General features: G+C 68.2%; 18 protein-coding genes. 8 read left to right on the top strand and 10 right to left on the bottom strand.

The window, feature by feature from the left end; translation table 11 throughout:
• Window position 1 precedes the first annotated feature (1 nt).
• The 4 genes from sctQ to WJ16_RS28830 form a co-directional block, all read right to left on the bottom strand.
• Window positions 2–1,156: a type III secretion system cytoplasmic ring protein SctQ gene (gene sctQ, locus WJ16_RS28845; protein WP_069260398.1), complete on the bottom strand. Its 1,155-nt coding sequence runs from the start codon at window positions 1,154–1,156 to the stop codon at window positions 2–4.
• Between the two features lie 374 nt (window positions 1,157–1,530).
• Entirely contained in the window at window positions 1,531–1,929 is a 399-nt protein-coding gene (locus WJ16_RS28840; RefSeq protein ID WP_069260397.1) for a winged helix-turn-helix domain-containing protein, read from the bottom strand.
• A 449-nt stretch (window positions 1,930–2,378) separates the two neighbouring features.
• Window positions 2,379–4,589 (bottom strand): xanthine dehydrogenase family protein molybdopterin-binding subunit, encoded by a 2,211-nt coding sequence (locus WJ16_RS28835; RefSeq protein ID WP_069260396.1) that lies wholly within the window; start codon window positions 4,587–4,589, stop codon window positions 2,379–2,381.
• 2 nt (window positions 4,590–4,591) lie between these two features.
• The gene (locus WJ16_RS28830; protein WP_006480868.1) at window positions 4,592–5,053 is read right to left on the bottom strand and encodes a (2Fe-2S)-binding protein; all 462 of its coding nucleotides are present in this window, start codon (window positions 5,051–5,053) and stop codon (window positions 4,592–4,594) included.
• A 181-nt stretch (window positions 5,054–5,234) separates the two neighbouring features.
• Between WJ16_RS28830 and WJ16_RS28825 the strand changes: the two genes are divergently transcribed.
• Window positions 5,235–6,158 carry an AraC family transcriptional regulator gene (locus WJ16_RS28825; protein ID WP_069260395.1) on the top strand — a complete coding sequence of 308 codons (924 nt, stop codon included), beginning with the start codon at window positions 5,235–5,237 and terminating at the stop codon, window positions 6,156–6,158.
• A gap of 52 nt (window positions 6,159–6,210) precedes the next feature.
• On the opposite strand, the gene WJ16_RS28820 is transcribed toward WJ16_RS28825, so the two are convergent.
• Genes WJ16_RS28820 through WJ16_RS33950 form a run of 5 tightly spaced genes read right to left on the bottom strand, consistent with a single transcriptional unit; the run spans window position 6,211 to window position 12,565 of the window.
• Complete coding sequence (locus tag WJ16_RS28820) at window positions 6,211–8,880, bottom strand: glycosyltransferase family 2 protein (protein ID WP_069260394.1); 2,670 nt, start codon at window positions 8,878–8,880, stop codon at window positions 6,211–6,213.
• 24 nt (window positions 8,881–8,904) lie between these two features.
• Entirely contained in the window at window positions 8,905–10,320 is a 1,416-nt protein-coding gene (locus WJ16_RS28815) for a UDP-glucose dehydrogenase family protein (RefSeq protein ID WP_069260393.1), read from the bottom strand.
• 34 nt (window positions 10,321–10,354) lie between these two features.
• The gene (galE, locus tag WJ16_RS28810; RefSeq protein ID WP_069260392.1) at window positions 10,355–11,344 is read right to left on the bottom strand and encodes a UDP-glucose 4-epimerase GalE; all 990 of its coding nucleotides are present in this window, start codon (window positions 11,342–11,344) and stop codon (window positions 10,355–10,357) included.
• A complete protein-coding gene (locus WJ16_RS28805; protein ID WP_069260391.1) occupies window positions 11,341–12,348 on the bottom strand; it encodes a UDP-glucuronic acid decarboxylase family protein in 1,008 nt (335 codons plus the stop codon). The genes galE and WJ16_RS28805 overlap by 4 nt, the downstream gene beginning before the upstream one ends.
• Complete coding sequence (locus WJ16_RS33950; protein ID WP_226243760.1) at window positions 12,341–12,565, bottom strand: hypothetical protein; 225 nt, start codon at window positions 12,563–12,565, stop codon at window positions 12,341–12,343. The genes WJ16_RS28805 and WJ16_RS33950 overlap by 8 nt, the downstream gene beginning before the upstream one ends.
• A gap of 1,869 nt (window positions 12,566–14,434) precedes the next feature.
• Here WJ16_RS33950 and WJ16_RS28800 point away from each other — a divergent pair.
• The 7 genes from WJ16_RS28800 to WJ16_RS28770 all read left to right on the top strand — a co-directional run bounded on the left by WJ16_RS28800 (window position 14,435) and on the right by WJ16_RS28770 (window position 20,449).
• On the top strand, window positions 14,435–14,758 hold the full coding sequence (locus WJ16_RS28800) for a hypothetical protein (RefSeq protein ID WP_069260390.1): 324 nt from the start codon (window positions 14,435–14,437) through the stop codon (window positions 14,756–14,758).
• Between the two features lie 111 nt (window positions 14,759–14,869).
• Complete coding sequence (locus WJ16_RS33940) at window positions 14,870–15,460, top strand: hypothetical protein (protein WP_076606023.1); 591 nt, start codon at window positions 14,870–14,872, stop codon at window positions 15,458–15,460.
• 72 nt (window positions 15,461–15,532) lie between these two features.
• Window positions 15,533–15,814, top strand: a complete 282-nt coding sequence (locus WJ16_RS28790) for a hypothetical protein (RefSeq protein ID WP_011354481.1) — start codon at window positions 15,533–15,535, stop codon at window positions 15,812–15,814.
• 44 nt (window positions 15,815–15,858) lie between these two features.
• Window positions 15,859–17,538, top strand: coding sequence for a chemotaxis protein CheA (locus WJ16_RS28785; protein WP_069260388.1), 1,680 nt, complete (start codon window positions 15,859–15,861; stop codon window positions 17,536–17,538).
• A gap of 155 nt (window positions 17,539–17,693) precedes the next feature.
• Window positions 17,694–18,278: a hypothetical protein gene (locus WJ16_RS28780; protein ID WP_069260387.1), complete on the top strand. Its 585-nt coding sequence runs from the start codon at window positions 17,694–17,696 to the stop codon at window positions 18,276–18,278.
• 112 nt (window positions 18,279–18,390) lie between these two features.
• A complete protein-coding gene (locus WJ16_RS28775; RefSeq protein ID WP_157126876.1) occupies window positions 18,391–19,812 on the top strand; it encodes a sigma-54 dependent transcriptional regulator in 1,422 nt (473 codons plus the stop codon).
• Between the two features lie 130 nt (window positions 19,813–19,942).
• The gene (locus tag WJ16_RS28770) at window positions 19,943–20,449 is read left to right on the top strand and encodes a hypothetical protein (RefSeq protein ID WP_069260386.1); all 507 of its coding nucleotides are present in this window, start codon (window positions 19,943–19,945) and stop codon (window positions 20,447–20,449) included.
• Between the two features lie 39 nt (window positions 20,450–20,488).
• Here WJ16_RS28770 and WJ16_RS28765 read toward each other — a convergent pair whose 3' ends face one another.
• Window positions 20,489–20,983, bottom strand: coding sequence for a hypothetical protein (locus WJ16_RS28765; protein WP_069260385.1), 495 nt, complete (start codon window positions 20,981–20,983; stop codon window positions 20,489–20,491).
• Window positions 20,984–20,992 lie beyond the last annotated feature (9 nt).

Genomic DNA, 20,992 nt, shown 5'->3' with positions numbered 1-20,992 from the left:
TTCAGCGCTCGCGCGGCGCGGGCTGGGTCAGCGTGACGACCCGCACGCCGAGCTTCTGGCCGACCGCGATCAGGTGCCCCGTGCCGATCAGCATCCCATTCGCAACGAGATGGATCACGGCCTGGTTGATCCCTTGCTGCAGCTCGATCACGGCGCCGGGCTGCAGCGCGCTGAGTTCGCCGAGCGGCATCGACGTGGGCGGCAGCTCGAAGCGCAGGTCGACCGCGAGGCCGTCGAGCGGGCGCGGCGCATCGGCGGGCGGCGCGTCGGGCGTCGTCGCGGACGCGATGTCGGTGCGGGTCGGTTCCAAAGGCATCTCCCTGATTCGTTCGACGGTCAGCCGGTTGCCCGATGGCCGTCCGGTAATCTCCCACGCCGGCGCGGCCGGCAGCCGCGCGACGCACAGCAGGTTCTGCTCGTGCGCGTGCCAGTGCTCGATCGCGATGATGTCGCCGCCGACGACGTCGGCCAGCTCGGCCGTCGTCAGCTCGGTGCGGCCGATCTCGAACACGAGCGGCACGGGCAGGTTCGCGTAGGCTGCGCGCGCGTCGGCGGGTGCGGCGGGCGCAGCCGCGAAGAACACGGCGAGCGCATCCGGCGCGTCGAACAGCAGCGCGCCGTGGCAGCGCCATGCGGCGTCGGCGCGCCGCAGCTCGAAGCGCAGCGCGGCCGGCGACGCGCGCCAGGCGGGCACGCTGTCTGGCGGCGGCAGCAATTCCACGCGCTGCCGCGTCGCGGACTGCAGCACGGTCGCGAGCGGCGCGCCCAGATCGGCGAGCAGCGCCGCGCGGATCACGGCCGGCACGGCCGGATCGGCCGCGTCGCCCAGCCATGCCGCTTCCGCGACCGGGTCGATCCACAGCGTGCCGGCGGCCGGGCCGACGACGAAGCGGTATGCGTGCGCATCGGCGGCCGGCTCGGCGTCGACACGCCAGCGCACGTCGTACGCGTGTTCGCCGAGCGTGACCGGAACGGCGCCGGGCGCGCAGTAGGCGTGCGACAGCCCGCGCGCGGCGGCAGCGGACAGGCGCGGCAGATGGGGCGACGCGTCGAGCGCGACCGCGGTCGGCGATGCGGCGGGTGGCGCGCAAGCGTCGGGCGTCTCCCGGTTCGCGGCATCGCCGGCGTCGGCATTCGTCAGGAACAGCGCAGGCACGGCGGGATCGGGGCGGATTCGGCGTTGGTTCGACGGGTTGTTCCGGGGCCCGCGGCACTCAGGGGCGCGCGCGGCTGCTGCGTCGATTGTAGGGACGGCCATGGCCGTGTGCCGCGCCGGAATCCGTAGTCGCGCGCATCGCGACACGGGCGCCGAAGCGGGGTGCTACGAAGCGTGGCGAAGCCGGCCGGCTGCATGCGCCGCCCAAAAGCAACCGCCGCCCGGAGGCGGCGGTCGGGTCGCGACTGGCTGGCGGGCCGGGCGGCAGGGAGGCCGCGCCCGACGGGCGGGCCGCGACGCGCTGCGGATCGGCCGCAGCGCGGTGGGGGGAGCGTGGCACGCGCGCCGCGAGCCGGCGGCGCGCGGGTGAGTCGTCAGGCGTAGTCGGCGGCCATCGCGGGCTGCGGTGCCGCGCGCAGGATCGGCGCCGCATCGTGGCGCTCGACGTGCGTCATCGCCGCACCGAACAGCACCAGGCGATAGCCGACCGCGTAGATCGGGATGATGCGCAGGTTCTTGTCGTGATCGAGCTGCAGCTTCGAGCGGATCCGCGAGATATGGGTGTCGAGCGTGCGCGACGACACGCCGAGTTCACGGCCCCACACGGCTTCCTGGATTGCCTGCCGCGGCACGATCTTGTTCATGTTGTCGAGCAGGAATTCGACGACGTCGAATTCACGCGGCGTGACATCAATGATCTTGTTGTCGATTTCGATCGTGCGGCGCACGAAGTTGATTTTTATGTTGTCGATGTACAGGTATTTGCAATCCATGGTGGCCCTCTCATGTCCATAAAGGAGTGTTTGCGGGCCCTGTGCTGCAACTTCCGGGCCAGGGAGGGCGGCTCGGGTATCGATCGGGAGCGGGATCGCCGCAGACGCCGCGGCGGCCTTGAATTTAAAAGAATTTTTAACGGGAGGCGCGGCGCGGATTAAAAAAGGGGCCGGGCAATCTTGAAGGATTGTTACGTAGCATCGGCGGGCGGCGTTACGGGACGTTACGTCCGTTACGTCCGACGTAACGTAGGGGGGGCGAGGGGCGGAGCATCGCTCCGGCCGAGTGGCGAACCCGGCAGCGAACCCTGCACGGATCGACGGGTTCTCTGATGGATCAATGCGTTACGCGCGATTTTTGCCGACATCGAACGCCGCATCGGCCGCGTCCGGCAAAAAACGCCGGCCGTGAGACGTTTCCGCCCCGCGGCCGGCATTGCGGCCCGTCGTCAAGCCTTCGCGCTATCCGCCGAATCGAACGGCAGCACGTAATGCCGCTTGCCCGTCGCCGCGAAGATCGCGTTCGCGACCGCCGGCCCGATCGGCGCGACGCCCGGCTCGCCGACGCCGGTTGGCGCCTCGGCCGACGGCACGATATGCACTTCGACCTTCGGCATTTCGGCCATCCGCAGCACGTTGTAGCCGTCGAAGTTGCGCTGCTCGACGTGGCCGTCCTTCAGCGTGATCGCGCTGTGCATCGCCGCGCCGAGCCCGAAGCCGATGCCGCCTTCCATCTGCGCAGCGACGATGTCGGGATTGATCGCGACCCCGCAATCGACCGCGCAGACCACGCGCTCGACCTTCACCTTGCCGTCCGCGTCGACCGACACCTCGGCCACCTGCGCGACATAGCTCTTGAACGCCTCGGCGACCGCGATCCCGCGCCCGCGGCCCTTCGGCAGCGGCTTGGCCGGATCCCAGCCGGCCTTCTGCGCGGCCAGATCCAGCACCGCGCGCATGCGCGGCTCCTTCGCGAGCAGGTCGCGGCGGAACGCGTACGGGTCCTTGCCGGCCGTGTGCGCGGCTTCGTCGATGAACGCCTCGACCGCGTACGCGGTGTGCGAGCTGCCGACCACGCGCCACCACAGCACGGGCAGGCCGACCTGGGTGGTGGTGAGCTCGACCGACACGTTCGGCACCGCATACGGCAGGTTCGCCGCGCCCTCGACCGACGTCGCGTCGATGCCGTTCTTCACCATGAACGCCGCGAACGGCGTGCCGGCGAGGATCGACTGGCCGACGATCCGGTGGCGCCAGCCGACCAGCTTGCCGTCCGCGGTCAGCCCCGCCTCGAGCTTGTGGAAGTACATCGGCCGGTAGAAGCCGCCCTGGATGTCGTCCTCGCGCGTCCACTGCAGCTTCACCGGCTTGCCGTCCGCGCCGAGCGCCTTCGCGATCGACACGGCCTCGACCACGTAGTCGGACCACGCGTTCGCGCGCCGGCCGAAGCTGCCGCCCGCGTACAGCGTGTGGATCTGCACCTGCTCGGGCTTCAGGCCCGCCGTGCGGGCCGCGTTCGCCTGGTCGACCGTCTGGAACTGGTCGCCGGCCCAGATTTCGCAGCTGTTCGCGGTGAGCTTGACGACCGCATCGAGCGGCTCCATCGGCGCATGCGCGAGATACGGGAATTCGTACGTCGCGGCGATCTTGCGCGCGGCGCCCGCGATCGCCGCATCGGCATCGCCGTCCTTGCGTGCCGACGTGCCCGGCTTGTCGGCGAGCTGCCGGTATTCGCGCATGATCTCGTCCGAGCTGCGCTTTTCCGCGTTCGTTTCGTCCCACTCGACCTTCAGCGCGTCGCGGCCCTGTTTCGCGGCCCAGAAGCCGGTTCCGACGACCGCGACGCCGCCCGGCACCTGCACGACCGACACGACGCCCGGCACGGCCTTGGCCGCCGTCGCGTCGAACGACTTCACCTTCGCGCCGAAGCGCGGCGGGCGCTGCAACAATGCGACGCGCATGCCGGGGAAGGTCGTGTCGAGCGTGAAATGCGCGGTGCCGTTCGATTTCGCCGACGCGTCGACGCGCGGAATCCGGTGGCCGATCAGCTTGAAATCGGCCGGCTGCTTCAGCGTGACGGTGTCGGGTACGGGCAGCTTCGACGCATCGGCGACGAGCGTGCCGTACGCGGCCGTCCTGCCGCTCTTCGCGTGCGTGACGACGCCGTTGGCCGTCGTCAGTTCGCCGGCCGGCACCTTCCAGCGGGCCGCCGCGGCCGAGACCAGCATCGCGCGGGCCTTGCCGCCCGCTTCGCGCAGTTGCTGCCACGAGTTCGACATGGCCGAGCTGCCGCCCGTGCCCTGCATCGTGCCGAACGCGAGGTTCGCGTAGCGTTTCGCATCGGCCGGCGCGCTTTCGACGCGCACGTGCGACCAGTCGGCGTCGAGTTCCTCGGCGACGATCGTCGCGATGCCGGTATACGCGCCCTGGCCCATTTCGACGTGCTTCGCGATGACCGTGACGGCGCCGTCGGGCGTGATGCGCAGGAACGCGTTCGGCGCGAAGTCGGCGGCGGGGGCGGTCGCCGCCAGCGCGCGGCGGCCGAGGCCGGCCCATTCGAAGCCGATGGTCAGGCTGACGGCGGCGGCTGCACCCGCGGCCTTCAGGAACGTGCGGCGCGACGGACGCACCGAACCGGTATTGTCGAGTTCGATCGTCATGGTCACGCTCCCAGCGTCGCGGCCGCGTCGTGGATCGCCGCCCGGATGCGGGCGTAGGTCGCACAGCGGCACAGGTTGCCGTTCATCGCGGCGTCGATGTCCGCGTCGGTCGGCTTCGGGTTCTGTTCGAGCAGCGCGGTGGCCGACATGATCTGGCCGGACTGGCAGTAGCCGCACTGCGGCACCTGCAACTTGACCCATGCGGCCTGCACGGCCTGCGCGGGCTTGCTCTGCAGCCCTTCGATCGTCGTCACGTGCTTGCCGGCGATGCCGGCGAGCGGCAGCACGCACGAGCGCACGGCCTGGCCTTCGAGATGCACGGTGCACGCGCCGCACTGCGCCATGCCGCAGCCGAACTTCGTGCCGGTCAGTCCCGCGTGTTCGCGTATCGCCCAGAGGACGGGCATCGACGGATCGGCGTCGAGCGTCACGTTCTTGCCGTTCAGGACAAAGGAGGTAGGCATTTTGATTGTCTCCGTGGGGAAAACCCGGCATACGCCCGGTTAGCGGGGAGTGTGCGCGACGCGCCGGTTTTTGCGTCTACCCAATCCTGCAAATTTATTGAACAATCCTGCAAATCCCCGGCGGGCCGCGGGCGGTTTCGCTATGCTCCCGCGACATGGGGAAATCTATCGAGGAAGCATCATGGACATGACCGATATCGTGGCGTCGCGCGAAGCCGGGCGGCGCGAACTGGCAATGCTGATCGGTCGCTTCGCGCCGGCGGACGGCTCGCATTCGACGGCCGTGCCGGGCCTGATGCTGCACCGGCACACGCGGCCGGTCGATCTCGGCTGCGGCGTGTCGCGGGCCGCACTCGTGATCGCCGCGCAGGGCGCGAAGCGCGTGATCGTGGCCGGCCACGCGTACGAATACGACACGCAGAATTGCCTGATTACCTCCATCGACTTGCCGATCCTGTCGCGCGTGACGAACGCGTCGCCGGACGCGCCGTACCTGTGCCTGTCGCTGACGCTCGATCCGCAGCGCATCGTCGAGCTGGCGGCCGAGATGCGGCTGCCCGAACCCGACGCGGGCCCCGAAGGCGAGGGAATCGCGCTCGCCGAGCTGACGCCGCCGCTGCTCGACGCCGCGCTGCGGCTGCTGCGCCTGCTCGATACGCCGGCCGACATTCCGGTGGTCGCGCCGCTGATCGAAAAGGAGCTGCTGTACCGGCTGATGACGAGCGGGCAGGGCACGCGGCTGCGGCACATGGCGATCGCCGGCAGCCAGACCCACCGGATCGCGCGCGCGATCGAATGGATTCGCGACCATTTCGCGGAGCCGATGCGCGTCGAGTCGCTCGCGCAGGCGGTCAACATGAGCGTGTCGTCGCTGCACCATCACTTCAAGCACGTGACGACGCTGAGCCCGCTGCAGTACCAGAAGCAGCTGCGGCTGCACGAGGCGCGGCGGCTGTTGCTGCGGCAGGGCGGCGACGTCGGGTCGGTGGCGGCCGTCGTCGGCTACGAAAGCGCGTCGCAGTTCAGCCGCGAATACAGCCGGCTGTTCGGCGCGCCGCCGATGCGCGACGTCGTGCAGTTGCGCAGGAAGGAACTGCTCGGCTGACCGCGGATGGCCGGCAGCCGCCTCGCTGCCGCGCCACCGGTCGTCGGTCATTTCATCTGGCGACCACCGTCGTCTGCAGGAACGTCGGCGCGATCCGCCAGTCCGGCACGTAGTGCCCCGGCCACGCGCCGGGCGTATCGACCGCGTTGAAATACACGACGGCCTTCAGCAGCGGGTAGCGCCACAGCGAGCGCTGCAATGCGTCGAGCGCGTCGCGCTTGCGCGCATCCGACCCGTCGACGCCGAGTTCCGTGACCATCACCGGCAGCCCGTAGTCGGCCACCCGTTCGTACTTGGTCCGCAGGATGCTCGCGGCGGACGCACGGCCGCCGCTCGACCAGGCCGACCACGTCGACCAGGTCGCGCAGCGCGGGCAGTCGAACACGGACAGGCCGATGTCGTCCACATACCCGCGGCCGGGGAAATAGTCGTCGAGGTTCCGGTTGCCGGCCGGCGACCACACGAAGCGGATCTGGTCGGTCATCGAGCGGCAGGCGCTCACGAATCGCCGGTACGCCGCGATGTACGTCGATGCATCGCCGACGGCCCACGGATAGCGGCCGGTGTCGGCCTCCATCTCGTGGCCCCAGCGCACGAACACGGGACGCTTCAGCGCGGCGAGCGCCGAGCAGGTGGCCGCGATCCGCGCATCGTAGCGCCCGTGCGCGATATCGTCGAGCAGCGCGCGTTGCCGCGTGTCGCCGGCGGCCCAGGGTTCGACGGTCAGGATCAGCGAGCGGTTGCGCGCCTGTGCGCTCCGGTACGCATCGTCGATTTCCGCGTGGACGTCGGGCGCGTTCCACGACACGAACACATGGTCGAACGCGAGATCCCGGTCGGCCGCGAGCGCGTTCCCGGGATCGTAGGCGCCGAGTTCGGGCTGCTTCACCGGTTCGCCCGGCGCGGGCGCGACCACGGCCGGCAACCCCGTGCGCCACATCATCGCCTGCCAGCCTTGCGGCGCGCGCAGCCCGATGCCCGACAGCAGCATCGCGAGCGCGATCGCGAACAGCGCGTTGCGCACGGGCAGGCGGCTGAAGAACATCTGCGTGAACGCCGACGCGTCGAGCCCCTGCTCCCTGCCGTGATTCACCGCGACGACGGCCGCGATCACGAGATACAGGATGCTCGTCAGCGTCGAGAACAGATAGAAGCCGGCGGCGTTGCGCGGATTCTCGACCATCACGACGGGCAGGCTGCAGAACAGCGAGATCAGCAGATACGGCGCGACCACGCGCAGCGGCGCGTCCTGTTCGATCGTGCCGCCTTTCGGCGTGACCTTGAACGGAAATTCCTTGCCGCGTACGCAGTCGAACACTGCCGACACGCAGCCGAGCACGACCCACGGCCAGCGCGCGAACACGAACGACAGCCCTTCCCACGACAGCAGCTTCGTATTCAGCGGGCGGCACGAGCGGGTCGTCTGCGTGGCCCAGGTCACGACGCACAGGATCAGCACGGACAGCGGCAGCGCATAGGTGAGGTAGGTGAGGAAGTCGACGTGTGCCCACACGCGGCCGGTGAGCAGCGCGACGACCGGAATCAGCACGCCGCCGGCCATCGCGAGCGCGCACAGCGGGTACCACAGCTGGCAGAACAGGAACTGCGCCTTCAGTTTCAGCGGCAGGCCCATGAAATAGTGGCGCGTGTAGCGCAGCATGATGATCATCACGCTCTTGGACCACTGGAATTCCTGCGTGGCCAGGTCGCCGAACGTGCGCGGCCCTTCGCCGTTCGCGATCGCGTTCAGCGCGTGCATGCCGCGCCAGCCCTTCGAATTGAAGATCATCGTGGTCGAGTGATCCTCGGCGAGCTCGGGGCCGAGCCCGCCGATCTCGCGCAGCGCGCGGCAGCGCACCGCATAGTGCGAGCCGATGCACAGCGGCGCGAGGCCGCCCGCATAGCCGGCCTGCATCGTGCCGTGCAGCGGCCCCTCGACGTTCATGCGCCCGCGTGCGCTCCAGCTCTCGGCCGCGTTGCTGTCGCAGATGCTCGGCGCCGACACGTAGCCGATTTCCGGGTCGACGAACGGCCGCAGCATCTCCTCGAGATAGGTGCGGGTCGGCACGTGGTCCGCATCGAGCTGCGACACGAAATCGTAGTTGTCGTAGCCGACCGTGTCGTAGAAGTACGCGAGATTGCCTTCCTTGCACCGGGTCCGGCGCGGCCAGCTCGGCCGGTGGTACGCGGCGACGCCGCGCCGCGTCGACACCGATACGCCGTGCGCGCGGCACCAGTCGAGCGTCTCGGGCGACGGGTCTTCGTCGGCGAGCCAGGTGTCGTGCGGGTAAGTCTGGTCGAGCATCGCGAGCAGCGTCGTGCGGACGATGTCGAACGGCTCGGACGGCGCCTTGGTGACGACCATCGCGACGCGCCAGTCGCGCGGCACCGGCAGCGCGGGATTCGGTACGACCGCCGAGCGGATGATGCAGATGAAGTAGCCGGGAATGAAGGTGGTCCAGAACAGCACGAAGCCGTTCACGCCGAAGCGGAATGCGTCGACGTAGTGCTCGTCGCGCAGCCACCAGCGCCAGAAGATGCCCAGCGCGACGAACCAGCCCAGCGCGAGGAGATGGAAGACGATCCTGGTCCCGCCGTCCATCAGCGGGACGACGAGCGGGACGTCCGGGTGCCGCGTGGCGGCGCGCGCCGCTTCGGCGTCGGCGGTGTCGGCGGTATCCGGCGCAGGGCCGCCGGCAAGCGACGCAGCCAGCTTCTCCATGGTGTTCTCCCGTCGAGGTCGGAATCAGTCTTGAAGCAGGCCGCGCCGCGGCCGGGTGTCCTCGCCTGCGTACTGTTGTTCCGGCTGGTGTTCCGGCGCCGGGTCGGCCGGCGCGCTTCCGACGCACGAGCGGCCCACGCGTTCGTAGCGGCGAAAGCCGCTGTCGACGGCCAGCCGTTCGCTGAACAGGTTGCGCATGTCGAGCATCACGGGGTCGGCCATGTGGTCCGCGAGGTCGGCGAGATCGAGTGTCTCGAACGCTTTCCATTCGGTCATCACGACGACGGCGTCCGCGCTGCGCACCGCGTCGATCGCCGAGCCTTCCATGAATACCTGCGGCAGCAGCCGCGACGCCTCGTGCGGACGCGCCGGGTCGTACGCGCGGATATGCGCGCCCGCGCCGACGAGCAGCTGAATCACGTCGATGCTCGGGCTTTCGCGCACGTCGTCGGTCTGGCCTTTGAACGTGAGGCCGAGCACCGCGATGCGCTTGCCCTTGATCGAGCCGCCGCAGGCTTTCTCGATGCGGCGCAGGATCTGCTCCTTGCGCAGCGTGTTCGATTCGATCGCCGCGCTGACGATGCGCAGCGGCACCGCATGTTCGGACGCGGTCGCCTTCAGCGCGCGCGTGTCCTTCGGGAAGCACGAGCCGCCCCAGCCGGGGCCGGCCTTCAGGAACGACGCGCCGATGCGGCGGTCGAGGCCCATGCCGTTCGCGACCAGCTCCACGTCGGCGCCGACGGCTTCGCACAGGTCCGAGATCTCGTTGATGTAGCTGATCTTCACCGCGAGGAACGCATTCGCCGCGTATTTCACGAGTTCGGCCGTTTCGATCTCGGTCGCGAGCACGAGATGGCCCGCCGCTTCCAGCGGCGCATAGATCGCCTTCATGATCTCGATCGCGCGCGGATGCTCGGCGCCGAACACGACGCGGTCGGGATGCATGAAATCGTCGATCGCCGAGCCTTCGCGCAGGAACTCGGGATTCGACGCGATCGCCGCATCGACGCCGTCCGGCGCGCAGCGCTCGACGATCTGCTGGACGATCCGGTTGGTGCCGACCGGCACCGTCGACTTCGTGACGACGACCGCGAAGCCGGTGAGATTCGCCGCGATTTCCCGCGCGGCCGCCTCGACGTACCGCAGGTCGGCTTGGTCGGTGCCCGGCAGCGTCGGCGTGCCGACCGCGATGAATACCGCGTCGCGCTCGCGCACGGCCGTCGCGAGGTCGCTGCTGAAGCGCAGCGTGCCGCGCGCCACGTTGCGCGCGACGACGGCGTCGAGGCCCGGTTCGTAGATCGGCATGTGGCCTTCGTTCAGCGCGTCGATCTTGCCGCGATTGTTGTCGATGCAGACGACGTCGTGCCCGAGGTCCGCAAAGCATGCACCGCTGACCAGCCCGACGTAGCCCGTGCCGACGATGGCGATTCGTACGTTCATGGTGATTCCCCCGAGTGCTTGCAACGCAACCTGCCTACTTGCCCGATTCGAATTGAAGTGCTTTCTGAAACCATGCCGCGGCGTGTTCGACCATCGGCTCGATCGCGGTGAAACGCGGCCGCCAGCCGAGCACGAGCGCGGCTTTCGTCGCATCGGCGTACAGCTCGGGCGGGTCGCCCGGGCGGCGCGCGGCGATCACCGTCGGCACGCGGCGGCCCGTCACGGCTTCGACGGCGCGCAGCGCGTCGAGCACCGACGTCCCGTTGCCGGTCCCGAGATTCAATGCGACGCTGGGGCCGCCGCCGCACAGATAGGCGGTCGCCTTCAGGTGCGCGTCGGCGAGGTCGCTCACGTGCACGTAGTCGCGAATCGCCGAACCGTCGGGCGTCGGATAGTCGGTGCCCATTACCTGGAATGCGTCGCCCGTGCCGAGCGCCGCGCGGATCGCGAGCGGCAGCGCGTGTGTTTCGGGTTCGTGGCATTCGCCGATCATGCCGTCCGGGTCCGCGCCCGCCGCGTTGAAGTAGCGCAGCGCGACCCACTTCAGCCCGTACGCGCGCTCGAAATCGGCGGCCATCCGCTCCATCGCGTACTTCGTGAAGCCGTACGGATTGATCGGCCGCTGCGGCGTGCGCTCCGAGATCGGCAGCACGTCCGGGATGCCGTACGTCGCGCACGACGACGACATCACGATCCGGCCGACGCCGGCATCGCGCATCGCGCTCAGCAGCGTGCAGGTGCCGGCGACGTTGACCGTGTAGTAGCGCTCGGGCGCGAGCACCGATTCGCCGACGTAGGCGAGGGCAGCGAAATGGATCACGACGTCGGGCCGGTGCAAGGCGAACGCCCTCGACAATGCAGCGCGGTCGAGAATGTCGGCCACGACGAGCGGCCCCCATCGAACGGCGTCGCGATGGCCGGTCGACAGATCGTCGTACGCGACCGGCTCGTGTCCCGCTGCCGCGAGCGCCTTGCAGGTATGGCTGCCGATATAGCCCGCTCCGCCTGTCACGAGCACCTTCATGCGGCGGCCCCGGTCATGCGCAGCACCGGCTCGAGCCACAGCTCCCGGCTGAAATAATCGATGGTCCGGCGCAGCCCTTCGTCGAGATCGACGGTCGGCCGCCAGCCGAGCTCGGCCGACGCGATCGAGATGTCGGGCCTGCGCTGGTGCGGATCGTCGATCGGCAGCGGCCGGAACACGATCTCCGATTTCGAGCCGGTCATCGCCAGCACTTTCTGCGCGAGTTCGATCATCGTGAATTCGCCCGGGTTGCCGAGGTTGACGGGGGCGCCGACGTTGCGCTCGGCGCCCATCAGGCAGAAGAAGCCGTCGATCAGGTCGCTCGCGTAGCAGAACGAGCGCGTCTGCCGGCCGTCGCCGTAGATCTCGAGCGGCGCGCCGTTGAGCGCAGCGACGATGAAGTTCGACACGACGCGGCCGTCGCGCGGCGACATCCGCGGGCCGTAGGTGTTGAAGATGCGCGCGACGCGTACGTCGATGCCGTGCGTGCGGTAGTAGTCGTAACACAGCGCTTCGGCCGCGCGCTTGCCTTCGTCGTAGCACGCGCGCGGGCCGATCGTGTTCACGTTGCCGCGATAGGTTTCCGCCTGCGGATGCACGTCCGGGTCGCCGTAGATCTCGCTGGTGGACGCCTGGAACACGCGTGCGCCCGTCTTGCGTGCGAGGGCGAGGCAGTGGTGCATGCCGAGCACGTTGGTCATCATCGTATGCACGGGATCGATCTGGTAGGTGGGCGGCGACGCCGCGCACGCGAGATTCCAGATCTCGTCCACCTGCAGCTGCGGCAGGCCGAGCGCTACGTCGCCCCTCACGATTTCGAAGCGGCCGGACGCCTTCAGGTCGGCGACGTTGAGCTTGCGTCCGGTCAGCAGGCTGTCGACACAGGTGACGAATGCGCCTTCCATGATCAGGCGCTCGCAGACATAGCTGCCGAGAAAGCCGGCGCCGCCCGTCACGAGGGCGCGCACACCGACGCGCGTTTCGAGCGCGACCCTGTCATTCATGGCGCTCTCCGTCGTCGATCAGCTCGAGGAACCACTCGTCGATCAGCTCGACGGCGGCGCGCACGTGCCCCATCCCGCTGCACGGACAGCGTTTCGGCGAGCGCCGGTCCACGTGTGCTGTCGTCGACGAAGCGCCGCGACAGGCGCTCCGGTTTCGCTGACTACCCCGTTGATGCTTGAACGACGCAAGCGTCGATCGATCGGTGGTGATCTTCATCGCCGTTTCCCCGATGCGCTGATTGACGAGCCGGCCGCCGTTCGTGATCTCGTGCCGCGGCGTATCGCTCGGTTAGAGCCGGACATCAGGCAATCGGCATGCCATGGACGATGCGGCCGCGATGCGCGCCGCGGCGGCGGCGCAATCGCCGCGCGATACGCGTGCTTCTGTTTCATATCTGTATCGTGGGGACAGGAATGCGGTCGTCCAGATACCGGATCGACGCGATTCGATACGACGAAATGCGCGATAAATCAGGCTTTTGCGGGGTTGCGTTCGTCAAGCAGGTGTTGAAGCGGAATGTTTCATCGATGAGAAATTCGTCGATAACGCGTGAAAAACGTTTCTAAAATGGACGGTCAAACGGGTGATGCGATGTATGAAAAGCGAGCGAATGGCAGCGAATAAATGACGGACGAGATCAGGGTGGGGTCGTGCGTTTTCATTTGTTTTAATTGTTACGGCGGCATGCGGTTTATTTGCGGCTCATTTCGACGCTTGAGCGGCTTGTGATCCTGCCGGTATTTTCACGAATGAATCAAATTCGTCTGGGTTGTCGGAGGAAATGCGTGTCGACCGCACGTCGGAGGCCGCCGCGTCGGGCTCCCGGCATCCGGCGCCGGGCGAACCGATTTTCGTTTGTAACGGCACGGAAGGGAACGGCACGCGCCGCGCCCCACGGTTTGCACGCGGGATGGCCCGTGCCGCCGGCCTTGCGCGGCCATCCGCTTCTCAAGTTTGAAACATTTGTTCAAGCGTCCGTGCGGCCCGGGCTCACGGCCCGGATTCGTCCGTCTAATCCGGCGATTGCTTCGCGGCGCTCAACGGCGGCGGCGGGCGCCGCCCCGTTATCGCGATACATTCCTGAAACAAAAAGAGCTATTCCCGGCGAAGCGGGCTGTCGCGGCGGTCGTTTGCCGTGGGCAATCTGCGGTGGAATAACGGGTGGCACGCGCCTTGCGGTACAGGACGCACCGGCGGGCGGTCGACACGAAGTCACGAAGAGGTGGGGCGGCCAGCTCGTCAATAAGCAGTCGGGGAAACGGCGATGAAGACCAAAAGCATCAGTACGATCGGTGCGTACTTTGCGCATCGATGGGGTAGTCGGAAAGGCCGGGGTGACGCATGCGACGCGGTGTCAGCGTCGCGGGATGCCGCGCCCCGGTTCCTTGCCCGCCGCGCGCTTCGCGTGCTGGCGCGGCTGTCGCGTCGCACGGTGCTCGGGCGACAGCAGTACGCGCCTTCGTTCAGCTCAACCGGATGGATCAGGCTGTTCATGCCGGACAGCGTGATGCCGGTTCGTCTTCGGCCGTGCAGGGTCGCCTCGATTGCGCCTGGCCCATGCCGGCGCCGGCCGGATTAGATCGAGCGCCCGTCGGCCGGATTATCCGGACGACCCTTCGTCGACAGCTCAGGGAGAACCCATGCCACCTGGTTGCAGTGCAGGGCCGTTGTCGCCCCGATAAAGGGGGTATTTTCAACGGCGCTGCGTTTTGCGGTGGTTAATGTATTCGCGAATTTTCGATTCCGGAAAGGTATGCCGCACGTCGACATGCTTTTCTAATGGGTATCGAATATCGCGGGGTGGAATGATGTGCGCATCGTTCCGGTTTGTCGGGTAATGGTGTTTTCTTTTATTTGACAATGTTCATAAAAATAATAGAAAACACCTACCAAAAAAATTTGGATAACTAAAAATTGCGAAGCTAAGCTTCGTCTGGCCGAAATAACAAACAAAAGAATCGAAAAAGTAATCAGCATTTTGCTAATTGAATAGTGATCCTTAATTTAAGGGATTGCTCAAGTCTGGAAGGTCGATGGCGTGCGATCTTCCCGATTCACTCCGTTCACGCCGTTTTGGAGTCGACCATGAAGAAGCTTCTGATTGCAGCAGCAGTTCTGGCGGTTTCGGGTGCAGCGTTTGCCGGCAGCGGCACGGTGTCGGGCAGCAATTCGTCGAGCGGTGGTTCGACGATGGCTGGCGTTGCAGGGTTCGGTCATTTCTCCGCGACCGATTCCGGCTCGGCACTCGGTGCAGCCGGCGCCGTTGCAGGCGGCCCGGGCAGCGGTTCGGTCTCGTACACGAACCACACCCAATCGTCGTCGGTGGGCGGGTTCGGCTTCGGTGGCGCACAAGCTGGCGGCACCAGCGGCGCGAATGCCGGTTCGATCGGCTGGACGACGCACCACTAAGCCGCGACGCGTAGCGTTCGTCATTGGCTGGCGGTACGGATGCCGGGTTCCGCTCGATGGGGGTAGGCCCGGCTCCGCCACCGCCAAACTTACTCACAGCAAGGAATTGCTATGAAAGCCAAAGTGATTTTCGCGACAGCGCTCACCGTCCTATCGTCGGCTGCATTGGCAGCAGGCCCCTCCACGACCAACCAGACGCAATCCGTTGCGGCGGGTGTATCCGGTTCGGTCCTGGTCGGCTCCGGCAGCTATACCAGCAATTCGACTTCGACGGCGGGCGCGAACGCGGGCAGTACGGTGACACCCGCTGGTTCCTCCGGCACGGCATCCGCCTTCCACAACACCACTTCGACGGCCAGCGGTTCGGGCACGAACGGGGGCGCGTTCGCGGCCGGCGGCGGTATCGGTGCCGCAGGCTCGTACGGTGGAAACAGCAGCACAAACGAGAACGCGAACGCGTTGTCGGGCGGGGTAAGCGCCACGATCGTCCTTGGTGCCAATCACTACACGGCCTCGAGCGCGAACGACCAGGGCAATGCCAATGCAGGCGCCGCAGGGCTGACCGGCAGTGGTGGGTCAGGCGCGATCGCGGGTTCGAATCACTACAACTCGTCGACCGTGTGGAGTACCGGTTCGGCTGGCTCGCCGTCCGCATCGGGTGGAAGCCAGGCCAGTTCAAGTGCGACCGGAAGCAGTCATTAGTCTGGTGTGGGGGGACCAGTTTCCCAGCGACTCTGGTCTCTTTTCCACATCGTTGTCACGTAAGGAGTTGGCATGAAGCAGAAACTGATTGCCGCCGCTCTGATGCTCGCGTCTTTGACGGCGTATGGCGCTGACCGTATCGCCAACGACGTGCAATCGAATTTGCAGACGTCAAACAACCCTGACCAGACAACCAAACCGTCAGAACAACAAACGCTTTCGTCGGGCAGTGCCATCGGCGGACCAGATGCCCAGCAGTGGCAGGGCATGTCGGCCGGCTCGTGGTCCCAGCTGGGCAACGGCTGGAAACAGTTCGGGGAAGCAGGCAAAGCTGAAGGGAATCAGGGGAATTAGTACGGTTGGCTGGGTGGGAGGTAAAACCTCGTCCGGAGAGTGAAATGAACAGCAACAGGATCAAGGTGGCATGCGCGGCGATGTTCGCGATGACCACGATCGGGGCCCACGCGCAAACCGCCGATTCGACTTCGAGCGCGCAGTCGTCGACGTCGTCGACGGCCATCAGCCAGGGCGGCGGCTCGAGCATGAACACGAACACCTCGAGTTCGCGCGGCGGCAATGCCACCAGCTCCAGCGGCGTTCGCGGCAGCGGCAATTCGAGCGTGAACGTGAACGTGACGATGCCGTCCGGCACGAGCGGCGGTTCGAGCGTCACGCCGCAGAGCACCAACTCGCTCCAGTCGTCCGGCGCGCCCGGCACCAACCCGTACAACACCCAGTCGGCGGAAAACGTCAATTACTCCGGGACGCAGACGATCAAGACGAACCCCTCGATCCAGGCGCCGGGTCTCACGACCACGCTGTCCGATACCTGCATGGGATCGGTGAGCGTCGGCGTGTCGTTCCCGGGGTTCGGCGCGACGGGCGGCACGACGCTGGTCGACCAGGCCTGCGTGCGGCGTCTCGATGCGCGTGAATTCCGTGCGATGGGCCTGACCGACGTGGCGCTCGCGCTGCTCTGCCAGAGCGACGCGAACCGGCGTGCGGTGGAAGCGACCGGGCACCTGTGCCCGGGCACGACCGCGCCGCTCGCACGATCGAACGTGGCGCCGAGCGTCGAAGCGACGGTCGCCGACGACCTGAAGTATCGCGACCCGATCGTGCGCGACCGCATGGGCCTGCCGCCGCTGGGCGCTGCCGCGCCGGCACCGGCGCAGCCGCGCCCGGTGGCGACGACGTCGGTACAGGCGGCGCCCGTGTCGGTGCCGGTCCCGGTACCCGTGCCGTCGATCGCACCGGTTGCCGCCGCGCCGGCCATTGCCGCGCCGGCAGCCGCAGCCGCACCGGCAGTCGCTGCCGCCCCGGCCGTGGCCGCACCCGCCGTCGCAGCCGCGGCGCCGGCCGCAGCTGCAGCGCCGGTCGCAGCCGCAGCGCCTGCGGTGGCCGCCGCACCGGCCGTCGCCGCCGCGCCTGCCGCGTCGGTCGTACCGGCGGCCGCGATCGCAGCCGTCCCGGCTGCCGCCGTGCTCGCCGCACCGGCTGTGGCGGACAAGGCATCGCCCGCGCCTGCCGAGCCGGTCGCCGACACGAAGGCGCCCGAGCCCGTGCCGCCCGTCGCCGACAAGGCGCCGGAACCGGCACCGGCAGTTGCCGACAAGGCGCCCGAACCGGCCCCGGCGGTCGCCGACAAGGCCCCGGAACCCGTGCAGCCCGTCGCCGACAAGGCACCGGAACCGATGCCGGCCGCGACCGACAACGCAGCGCAGGCCGCTGCCGCGCCGGCGGCCGACCCGGCACCGGCCGCTGCCGTCGTCGCGGCGCCCGCAGCCGAGGCCGCGATGCCCGCGCCGAGCGCGGATGCGAAAGCACCCGAGCCGGCTCCGGTCGCCGCCGAAGCGCCCGCGCCGGAAGCCGCGCAGCCTGCCGTAGCCGCGGCGCCTGCCGACATGCCGAGCGCCGACGCGAAGGCGCCGGCGGAGGCCGCGGCGCAGCCCGCCGACATGCCGGCGTTGTCCGATCCGGCGCAAGGATTGCCGGCGGCGCCGGTCGACCAGCAGGCCGCCCCGGCTGCACCGGTCGTGCCGGCTCCGGCGGTCATCTCGACGAGCACGTCGTCGTAAGCACGCGGGCCGGGCTCCCGTGCCGCCGGTACGCGGGCTGCACGGGAGCGTCCGGACCCGATGCCCGACGGTCGTTTCCTGTTTGACGGGTGTTGGTCCCATCCCCGAGGTCAACACCTCTTTTTGCCTGACGAGGATGCAAGGAGGCCTCAATCATGAGGATCTTTTTGGTCGCTCTGTTGTTGTACAGCGCGCAAGCCGCCGCGCAGGCGGTATTCCAGAACCCGGCGGTCTTCGTGATCCTGGGCGAGCAGACCGCCGCGAATGCCGTGAGCATCCAGCAGGCGTTGACGACGCTCGGTCGCGCCGACAACACGGCATGCGCGCCGATGATGATGATCGGCGATCCGCAGATGGTCTACATGATGCCGGAGGAAGGTCACGCGCCGTCGTGGCAATCGCCGGTGTACGGCCGAGGCGCGCCGTTCGCCGCGCAGAACGGGCCGACGCCTACCGGCAAGACGGTCGGCGCGATGCAGCACGCCGAGGACATGCAGACGCAGCCGTGGAGCGACGGCAGCGCGATCACGCAGAAGATCGCCGGCGAGTCGAGCGTGATGGCCGACGACCGGGTGAGCGGGTGGCAGCACCGCGGGCTCAACGCGATCGAGACGGCCCCCGCGACGGAGGTCACGGTGAACGGCAAGACCTACCGCGCCTATCGTGACGACCTCAACCATGCGGCGAAGCCGGTCGTCGAGCCGCAGATCTACACGCAGCGCGTCGTTTTCTGCCGATAACGAAACGTCAGTCCGGGGACGGCCCGGCGCTGCGCCGCGAGGGCCACGATGCCCCGTGCTGAGCGCCCCCGCAACGGCCGTTTCGACAACCAACCCAAGCGACGAGGCCATCGTGAACGATTGCTGCCAGATCAGGGTGTCGGGCCCGCAGGATCTCGAATGCGATGCGGTGGCGCCGCCGCTCGTCGCCATCCGCCGCAACCCGGTCGCACCGTCGCGGCCGCTCGTCTATCTGTCGCAGCAGCACGATGCCGCACTCGTCGACTGTCTCGCGTCGCGCGGCTGGGACGTGTGGCGCGCGAAAACCGTTGCGGACGCACTGAATCTCGTCAGGGCCAACCGGCCGCATGCGGGCATCGTCGATTTCGGCAGCTTCGCGTCGCCCGACCTCGCGTTGTTCGAGACGCTGTTGCGCGACCCGCGCGTCGGCTGGGTCGCGTTCGCCGACAACGAGCGGCTGCGCGATCTGACGATCGCGCGCCTGATTCGTCACTGCTGCTTCGACTACGTGCGCAATGCGAGCGCCTATACGACGATCGGCTATCTGGTCGGCCATGCGTACGGCATGCTGAAGCTCGCGGACGGCAGCCCGGACGCCGATGCGGCGCCGCCCGGCGGCGCGATGATCGGCACGTGCGACGCGATGCGGCGGTTGTTCGCGACGATCCGCAAGGTCGCGAACACGGACGCCACCGTATTCGTCGCCGGCGAATCCGGCACCGGCAAGGAACTGACGGCGGCGGCGATCCACCGGCAGTCGTCGCGCGCCGACGCGCCGTTCGTCGCCGTGAACTGCGCGGCCATTCCGTCGACGCTGTTGCAGGCCGAGCTGTTCGGCCACGAGCGCGGCGCGTTCACGGGCGCGCACCAGCGCAAGATCGGCCGGATCGAATCGGCGCACGGCGGCACGCTGTTTCTCGATGAAATCGGCGACATGCCGTTCGAGAGCCAGGCGAGCCTGCTGCGTTTCCTGCAGGAAGGCACGATCGAGCGGCTCGGCGGCCACGCGTCGATTCCGGTCGACGTGCGGATCGTGTCGGCGACCCATGTCGATCTCGAGGCCGCGATGCGGGCGGGGCGGTTCCGCGCCGATCTGTACTACCGCCTGTGCGTGCTGCGCATCGACGAGCCGCCGCTGCGCGTGCGCGGCCGCGACATCATGCTGCTCGCCGACCACGTGCTGCGGCGCTATCGCGGCGACAATTCGCACCGGATTCGCGGCTTCACGCCGTGCGCGATCGAAGCGATCCACAACTATCCGTGGCCCGGCAACGTGCGCGAGCTGATCAACCGGATCCGGTTCGCGGTCGTGATGACGAACGGCCCGATGATCTCGGCCACCGATCTCGAACTGCACGCGTACACGTCGCGGCACCCGCCGACGCTCGCGCAGGCGCGCCGGCAGGCCGAGCGGCATGCGATCGAGGAAACGCTGATGCGCCATCGCCACCAGCATGCGGACGTGGCGGCCGAGCTGGGCATCTCGCGCGCGACGCTGTACCGGCTGATGACCGCGCACGGGCTGCACGACTGACACGCCGCGGCGCCGCCGCTCAAGACCGCGCGGTGTCGGCCGTTAAGACGGGAAACAGCCCGTGTGGCGCGCCGGCGCAGCCCTGCGCGCGCGGCCCGCACGCGGCGCAGCCCGCTTATCCGAGGTTACCGTGGCAGAGTGCAGTCACTGCGGCAGGACGTTCCTGACCGGCGGCCGGTCGATCGACGGCCGCCGCTATTGCCGTGCGGCGTGCGTGCGCGCGCATCCGGTCGTCGTCGAGGCGGAACGGGTGTCCGACGAGCAGGTCTGGGAGGTCGTGCACGACTGGCGTTACGGGCCGTGCCCGATCTGCCGTCGCGACGATCGGCCGGTCGATGTGCATGCGTCGCATCGCATCGTGTCGCTGTTGTTCGTCACGCGCTGGGCGACGCGGCACCACGTGTGCTGCCGGCGCTGCGGCCGCAGGCAACAGGCGGTCGCGTTGCTCGCGTCGGCCGCGTTCGGCTGGTGGGCGCTGCCGTGGGGGCTCGTGCTGACGCCGATCCAGCTCGCGCGCAACGTGCTCGGGCTGGCCGCGCGCGATCCGCAGGTCGCGACGCGGCAGTTCGAGCAGCTCGTGCGTCGCAAGCTCGCGGCGCGCCGGCTGCGGCGCGCGCGGCAGGGCGCCGGCGCTTGAGTCGAGCCGAACCCGGGCAGGCACGCGCGCCGCGCGCGATCAGCCGGCCGGCCGCTCGAAGCCCGATGCGACCCAGCGCTCGGCGCTGGCCTTGTTGAGCTTGAATCCGGCCGACACCTTCGCGTCGGCCAGCAGCTCGCCGTATGGATCGAAGGCCTTGAGCTGCGCGTACGGCTCGAATTCGTCCGGCACGATGTCGAGCGTCACCGACACCTCGTGGCCGTCGTCGCCCTGAACCGTCACTTCCTTGTGCAGCATCGCGCGCCGCTGCTGCTCGTGCCGCATCAGCACCTCGGTCGCGGTCTTCACGAGCGTGCGGAACGCGTTCGCGTCCATCGGCTTCGGGTTCTTCTTGTCGCGGCCCATGGTCCACGGCCCGACGAGCGCGGGTTCGGACTCGCCGTCCTTGATCATCTCGACGGCCCAGCCGTCGTCGTCCTCGTTCTTGATGATGCGGGCCGTCCAGCCGTTGTCGCGCCAGAGGCCGTCTTCGTGGAGGGTGGTGTCGTCGGGTTGCAGGTCGGATTCGGTCATGAGGAGCGG

Source organism: Burkholderia metallica (assembly GCF_001718555.1).
Classification (GTDB): domain Bacteria; phylum Pseudomonadota; class Gammaproteobacteria; order Burkholderiales; family Burkholderiaceae; genus Burkholderia; species Burkholderia metallica.
The sequence above is the reverse complement of the archived record's forward strand: the minus strand, read 5'-3'. Positions and strand labels throughout refer to the sequence as shown.

Bases quoted from the DNA above. Each gene is read 5' to 3' on its own strand.
- WJ16_RS28840 (WP_069260397.1), bottom strand. From the start codon at position 1,929: ATGGATTGCAAATACCTGTACATCGACAACATAAAAATCAACTTCGTG.
- WJ16_RS28835 (WP_069260396.1), bottom strand. From the start codon at position 4,589: ATGACGATCGAACTCGACAATACCGGTTCGGTGCGTCCGTCGCGCCGC.
- WJ16_RS28830 (WP_006480868.1), bottom strand. From the start codon at position 5,053: ATGCCTACCTCCTTTGTCCTGAACGGCAAGAACGTGACGCTCGACGCC.
- WJ16_RS28825 (WP_069260395.1), top strand. From the start codon at position 5,235: ATGGACATGACCGATATCGTGGCGTCGCGCGAAGCCGGGCGGCGCGAA.
- WJ16_RS28820 (WP_069260394.1), bottom strand. From the start codon at position 8,880: ATGGAGAAGCTGGCTGCGTCGCTTGCCGGCGGCCCTGCGCCGGATACC.
- WJ16_RS28815 (WP_069260393.1), bottom strand. From the start codon at position 10,320: ATGAACGTACGAATCGCCATCGTCGGCACGGGCTACGTCGGGCTGGTC.
- galE (WP_069260392.1), bottom strand. From the start codon at position 11,344: ATGAAGGTGCTCGTGACAGGCGGAGCGGGCTATATCGGCAGCCATACC.
- WJ16_RS28805 (WP_069260391.1), bottom strand. From the start codon at position 12,348: ATGAATGACAGGGTCGCGCTCGAAACGCGCGTCGGTGTGCGCGCCCTC.
- WJ16_RS33950 (WP_226243760.1), bottom strand. From the start codon at position 12,565: ATGAAGATCACCACCGATCGATCGACGCTTGCGTCGTTCAAGCATCAA.
- WJ16_RS28800 (WP_069260390.1), top strand. From the start codon at position 14,435: ATGAAGAAGCTTCTGATTGCAGCAGCAGTTCTGGCGGTTTCGGGTGCA.
- WJ16_RS33940 (WP_076606023.1), top strand. From the start codon at position 14,870: ATGAAAGCCAAAGTGATTTTCGCGACAGCGCTCACCGTCCTATCGTCG.
- WJ16_RS28790 (WP_011354481.1), top strand. From the start codon at position 15,533: ATGAAGCAGAAACTGATTGCCGCCGCTCTGATGCTCGCGTCTTTGACG.
- WJ16_RS28785 (WP_069260388.1), top strand. From the start codon at position 15,859: ATGAACAGCAACAGGATCAAGGTGGCATGCGCGGCGATGTTCGCGATG.
- WJ16_RS28780 (WP_069260387.1), top strand. From the start codon at position 17,694: ATGAGGATCTTTTTGGTCGCTCTGTTGTTGTACAGCGCGCAAGCCGCC.
- WJ16_RS28765 (WP_069260385.1), bottom strand. From the start codon at position 20,983: ATGACCGAATCCGACCTGCAACCCGACGACACCACCCTCCACGAAGAC.